Source organism: Mesorhizobium sp. ES1-3 (assembly GCF_020164795.1).
In the GTDB taxonomy this organism is placed as follows: Bacteria; Pseudomonadota; Alphaproteobacteria; order Rhizobiales; family Rhizobiaceae; genus Mesorhizobium.
Genome location: NZ_JAIUGW010000054.1, coordinates 1 through 6,426, shown reverse-complemented (window position 1 = coordinate 6,426; position 6,426 = coordinate 1). Strand labels below are relative to the sequence as shown.

Sequence of the window (6,426 nt, the reverse complement as noted above, 5' to 3'; positions counted from 1 at the left end):
GTGGCACCTGTTGCCCCGGTCGAACCCGTGGCTCCGGTATCGCCAGTCGCACCTGTGGCTCCAGTTGCTCCAGTCGAGCCCGTCGCTCCGGTATCGCCGGTGGCGCCTGTGGCCCCGGTTGCTCCGGTCGAACCCGTGGCGCCCGTATCGCCGGTCGCACCTGTGGCACCTGTCGCTCCAGTCGACCCCGTGGCGCCGGTATCGCCGGTCGCACCCGTGGCACCTGTGGCTCCGGTCGAACCCGTGGCGCCGGTATCGCCGGTCGCACCCGTGGCGCCGGTATCGCCGGTCGCACCTGTGGCGCCGGTTGCTCCGGTCGACCCCGTGGCGCCCGTGTCGCCGGTCGCACCCGTGGCTCCGGTTGCTCCGGTCGACCCCGTGGCGCCCGTGTCGCCGGTCGCGCCTGTGGCACCGGTTGCTCCGGTTGGGCCCGTGGCGCCCGTATCACCGGTCGCACCCGTAGCTCCGGTTGCGCCGGTCGCGCCTGTTGCTCCGGTCGAGCCAGTTGCACCCGTATCGCCGGTCGCACCTGTGGCTCCGGTTGCGCCAGTCGAACCTGTGGCGCCGGTATCGCCGGTAGCACCTGTTGCTCCAGTCGAGCCCGTGGCACCCGTATCACCGGTCGCACCTGTGGCTCCGGTTGCTCCCGTCGAGCCGGTTGCGCCAGTATCACCAGTCGCGCCTGTGGCCCCGGTCGAACCTGTGGCTCCAGTATCGCCGGTCGAACCTGTGGCTCCGGTATCGCCGGTTGCGCCTGTGGCCCCGGTTGCTCCGGTCGAGCCAGTTGCACCCGTATCGCCGGTCGCGCCTGTGGCTCCGGTTGCTCCAGCCGAGCCTGTGGCTCCGGTATCGCCGGTCGCGCCTGTGGCACCGGTCGAACCCGTGGCACCGGTATCGCCGGTCGCACCTGTGGCTCCGGTTGCGCCAGTCGAGCCCGTGGCGCCTGTATCGCCGGTTGCGCCTGTGGCTCCGGTTGCTCCGGTCGAACCCGTGGCGCCCGTATCGCCGGTCGCACCTGTGGCTCCGGTTGCTCCAGTCGAGCCTGTGGCTCCGGTATCGCCGGTCGCGCCTGTGGCACCGGTCGAACCCGTGGCACCGGTATCGCCGGTTGCACCGGTGGTTCCAGTCGCGCCCGTATCGCCGGTCGCACCTGTGGCTCCGGTTGCCCCAGTCGAACCCGTGGCACCCGTATCGCCGGTCGCACCTGTGGAACCCGTGGCGCCCGTATCGCCAGTCGCGCCAGTCGAACCTGTGGCTCCAGTCGAACCCGTGGCGCCGGTCGCACCTGTGGCTCCGGTTGCTCCGGTCGAGCCAGTTGCGCCCGTATCGCCGGTCGCACCTGTGGCTCCGGTTGCTCCGGTCGAACCAGTTGCGCCCGTATCGCCGGTCGCACCTGTGGCTCCGGTTGCTCCGGTCGAGCCAGTTGCACCCGTATCGCCGGTCGCGCCGGTTGCTCCAGTCGAACCTGTGGCGCCCGTATCGCCGGTCGCGCCTGTGGCTCCGGTTGCTCCGGTCGAGCCTGCGGCGCCGGTATCGCCAGTGGCGCCGGTTGCGCCCGTATCACCGGTCGCACCCGTGGCTCCGGTTGCCCCAGTTGAGCCCGTAGAGCCTGTATCGCCAGTTGCACCTGTGGCTCCGGTTGCTCCGGTCGAACCCGTGGCACCGGTATCGCCGGTTGCTCCAGTCGAGCCGGTGGCGCCGGTTGAGCCTGTCGTCCCGGTCGCACCAGTCGCGCCCGTTGAACCCGTGGCTCCGGTCGAACCGGTGGCTCCCGTACCGCCCGTTGAACCCGTGGCTCCGGTCGAACCAGTCGCGCCAGTTGAACCCGTAGCGCCGGTCGCACCCGTGGCGCCGGTTGGGCCAGTCGGACCTGCGTCAGTCAGATCGACGACAGTCCAAGTACCGGTTACCGCACTTCCGACGGCCCAAGTCCCCGAATTGTTGCCGCTATTTTGATTACCAGAATTCACAGTGACAGTTGCGCTGGCGGCGAGGTAGATTGGAACGACCATTGTTCCGGTCGTAGAACCAGATGGTAGTGTAAAGGATCCAACGACTATCGTACTTCCACTAACAACCGCCGTGAGAAAATAGACACCCGCAGTCGCGGTGCTTGGGTAGGTAATTACAACAAAGCTGAGGCCGGCTGACGCAGAGACACTATTGTTTAAGACGCCGTCATAGGCCCCAATACCCGACGCCGTCAGCGGCGGCTGCACGAGCGCGCGACCTGTCTGCGTCTCCAACTCCCATCTTCCGCCGAGCGCCGCGGCACCGACGAGGCCCGTCGCCGCCGCGACGGGCGCGCCGGTCGCTCGCGACAGCGCGGCGACAAACGCCTGCCCACGGGCGCCTTCGCCGGTGTTGCAGCCCCACAGCAACAGATCGCCGTTTGGCCCCAGGGCATCACCGATCGCCGCGAGGTCCTCCGAGTACTGCTCGATGGTCGCAAGCGAGAGTGTTCCGCCGGTGAAGGTCAGTTCACCAGGGCGGCCGTGGACCACAATGTGGATTGCATCGAGGCCTTCGCGGCCGCACAAAGCGTGCGCGATCTCCTCCGAAGCGGGTCTTGCGGCGCTGAGAAGCACGGGCTGGACGCCCGGCCTCAGCCCAGCGACCAGCACAGCAATGTCGGCGACAGACGGATCGATGAAGACGATTTCGGAAGCGTTTTTCATCTTGCTATCCCCCGACCTGTTTGGTTGGGGGTGGCGTCACCTGTGTTGTTCAGGGTCGCCGTTATCGCTGGGTTGAAGTCGCCGACGGACCATGTCCCGGCATCGTTGCCAGAAGAACTCCACCGGCCATTGTAGACGGCGATCGTATTCGGCCCTGGAGCGCTTGGACCCACAGTGTAGCGTCCTGCGGGAAGGGCTTCGGAAATCGCAAAAGTGCCGCCGAAATTTGTCGGAACAATAAATTGCCCGATGACATTCAATGTACCGCCGTCGTTCAGGACGATGAAATAGGTACCGGCCGCAGTGCCTGCGGGCCATCTGCCGAAAATGGTGAGCCGTTCGCCTTGGCCTGTCGAGGTCAACGGCACTGCCAGAACTGCTGCGTAGTTCATGATGCCCCCCAGGGTCAGTGGCGGCCGCGTCGCGGCCTTGCTTGTCCGTACGTTCAGTTTCCAGTCGCCGCCGAGCGCCGGCGAGCCGACCAGGTCGTCGGCGGCCGCCACCGGCGCTCCCACGGGGCGCGACAGCGCATCGATAAAATTGATTCCGGTCTCGGCGGCGCCAGCGTGGCAGCTCCACAGAAGCAGCTCGCCATATCCGCCCAGCGCCTGGCCTATCGCTGCGAGATCGTCGGCGTCGTCGTCCAGCGTCCGCGCCGACCACTCGCCGGCCGAAAAGCAGACCCGCCCTGGCGCGCCGTGAGCGATGACGTGCATGGCGTCGAGGCCGTCGCGGCCTTCGAGCGCCAGCGCCATCTGGCGCGCTGCCGGGCGCCGGGCGTCGAGCACGATCGCCTCGACCCGTGGCCTCAGGTTGGCGAGGATCGTGCCGAGATCGGGTACGGAGGGATCGACGAAAAGGAGTTCGGAGGGCGCATCGGTCCGTGCATTCGGGCGATCAGTCGCAGCGTCCGGCAGCGGCCGGCGCCCGTCGAACCGCGGCAATGGACCAACGCCCCCACGGGGCACACGCGACAACGCTTGACTCACACCCACCCACTCCCATCGCCCGTGCCGCCGATGTTTCGACGGCAAACTCGCGAGTGAACTCCGGAATGGGAAACTGTCTGCCTTCCGCCGAGGACAGACATATAGACGCGACATGTCACGATGCGCCTTGTAGACGCACCTTCTTCATGCGCGAATTGCCTTGCTACCCAGATCCCTGCCCAACCCGCCTGCACAGATCTTGCGGCCACCGGCCGTGCGATCCGCGGGCATCCGCCATACCCAGATATTAGTAAATTCGAAAATTAGCGATTTGTAAACTATTAAGCAGGGAATTGGTAAATTGCCGAGAACGAGGCAGCAGACCTCTGTCAATATTTGAGGGTCGGACTCGCGCGAATTGTTCCTGAAAATCGAAGACTTGCCGGCTTCCTTTCAGGTGCTGCGAATGCTGCGAATAACCGCCATGGCCGGCCGCGGAGCTTGCTGAAGTGCCAGCTGGCGCTGACCACGATCGGCGATCCAGGCGCCGCGGGGCCTGCCCGAGCCGACAAGGAAGAATGATCGGCGCGGGGGCTTCCAGCGAAGCCCGCGCGCTCGTTCTCGACCTGGACCAGTCACGGTCCATTCGCCGCTCATTCATGCGGCTTCAAGAGATCCTTCAGGGACGTCTTGACGGTGTGGTCGTTGCTGGCGTAGCCGGCGCCAGGCTTTGTCTGGTCGGAGGTGAGATCGGTGCTCGCCCCAGACGGCTTGTTGTGGTCGTTGCCAGATCCGCCAATCGTCTTGAGGACATTGAGCAGGTCTGTCGTCACTGTCGTGGCTGCAAGCCCGACCAGGTTGCGGAACGATGCATGACCGCCGGGGTCACTGCCGGTCGAACTCGACTGCAGGAATTGCGGCGAGTCCTTCAGCCCCAGCGTGCTGGCCGTGACGTTGGCGTTGTGGCCGCCATTTCCGTTGCCGGAGTTGCCCTGTCCCTGGTGCGAGCCGTTGTCGGCATTGTTATGGTCGCCGGAATTGCCAGGCGCGGGCTGTTCTCCGTTACCGTGGCCGTTGTTGGCATGACCAGTCTCACCACCACCCGAACCGGTTCCTCCGGTCGGCCCTGTCGGACCTTGCGAGCCTGTTGCACCAGTCGCGCCAGTCGAGCCGGTCGCTCCTGTCGAGCCAGTTGCACCTGTCGAGCCGGTCGCTCCGGTGGCACCAGTCGAGCCAGTCGCTCCGGTCGAACCAGTTGCTCCGGTCGCGCCGGTTGCTCCGGTCGCGCCGGTTGCTCCGGTAGAGCCAGTCGCTCCGGTTGCCCCGGTATCGCCAGTGGCACCAGTCGAGCCGGTTGCCCCGGTGTCGCCAGTCGCTCCGGTTGCGCCGGTCGAGCCTGTGGCACCGGTAGAGCCAGTCGCTCCGGTATCACCCGTGGCGCCAGTCGCTCCAGTTGCCCCAGTAGCTCCGGTATCACCAGTGGCCCCAGTTGCGCCGGTCGCACCGGTATCACCAGTTGCACCCGTGGCTCCGGTTGCCCCGGTCGCACCGGTGTCGCCAGTCGCACCGGTCGAGCCTGTGGCACCGGTAGAGCCAGTCGCTCCAGTTGCCCCAGTCGCACCGGTCGAGCCTGTTGCCCCGGTCGAGCCGGTTGCTCCGGTTGCTCCCGTATCACCCGTCGCGCCCGTCGAACCTGTTGCGCCGGTGTCGCCAGTTGCGCCGGTCGCGCCGGTGTCGCCAGTTGCGCCGGTCGCACCGGTATCACCAGTGGCTCCCGTGGCTCCGGTTGCGCCGGTCGCTCCAGTATCACCGGTCGCACCGGTCGAGCCTGTGGCACCGGTAGAGCCAGTCGCTCCAGTTGCCCCAGTCGCACCGGTCGAACCAGTCGCTCCGGTCGAGCCAGTGGCACCTGTCGAACCAGTTGCACCAGTCGAGCCGGTTGCTCCAGTCGAGCCGGTTGCTCCGGTCGAACCTGTGGCACCGGTTGCTCCCGTATCACCCGTCGCGCCCGTCGAACCTGTTGCGCCGGTGTCGCCAGTCGCTCCGGTCGAGCCCGTGGCACCGGTCGAGCCAGTCGCACCGGTCGAGCCTGTGGCACCGGTAGAGCCAGTCGCTCCAGTTGCCCCAGTCGCCCCGGTCGAACCAGTCGCTCCGGTCGAGCCAGTGGCACCTGTAGAGCCAGTGGCACCTGTCGAACCAGTTGCACCAGTCGAGCCGGTTGCTCCCGTCGAGCCGGTTGCTCCGGTCGAGCCAGTCGCCCCGGTCGAGCCGGTGGCTCCGGTTGCTCCCGTATCACCCGTCGCGCCCGTCGAACCTGTTGCGCCGGTGTCGCCAGTCGCTCCGGTCGCTCCAGTATCACCAGTCGCACCGGTCGAGCCTGTGGCACCTGTAGAGCCAGTGGCTCCGGTCGAGCCTGTTGCACCGGTCGAGCCCGTGGCACCAGTCGAGCCTGTTGCGCCCGTCGAGCCGGTCGCTCCAGTCGCACCGGTCGAGCCCGTTGCTCCAGTTGAGCCCGTTGCACCGGTCGAACCTGTGGCACCAGTCGAGCCCGTTGCTCCAGTCGAGCCAGTCGCCCCGGTCGAGCCAGTCGCCCCGGTCGAGCCAGTTGCGCCGGTTGCCCCGGTCGAGCCTGTCGCTCCGGTCGAGCCAGTCGCTCCCGTATCGCCGGTCGCACCTGTGGCTCCGGTCGCACCAGTTGCGCCAGTCGAGCCCGTTGCGCCAGTCGCTCCGGTATTACCGGTTGCTCCGGTCGAACCTGTCGCTCCCGTGTCGCCAGTTGCACCTGTTGCGCCTGTAGAGCCAGTCGCTCCGGTTGCCCC

The 6,426-nt window shown here is 67.0% G+C and carries 3 protein-coding genes; all 3 read right to left on the bottom strand.

Going from position 1 to position 6,426, the window contains the following annotated elements:
* Window positions 1-2,678 (bottom strand): DUF4347 domain-containing protein (locus tag LB536_RS30780; protein ID WP_224599109.1); only part of this gene is annotated, 2,678 nt, incomplete at its 3' end.
* Window positions 2,675-3,781, bottom strand: a complete 1,107-nt coding sequence (locus LB536_RS30775) for a DUF4347 domain-containing protein (RefSeq protein ID WP_224599108.1) — start codon at window positions 3,779-3,781, stop codon at window positions 2,675-2,677. The genes LB536_RS30780 and LB536_RS30775, both read right to left, overlap by 4 nt.
* A 479-nt stretch (window positions 3,782-4,260) precedes the next feature.
* Entirely contained in the window at window positions 4,261-4,440 is a 180-nt protein-coding gene (locus LB536_RS30770; protein WP_224599107.1) for a hypothetical protein, read from the bottom strand.
* Window positions 4,441-6,426 lie beyond the last annotated feature (1,986 nt).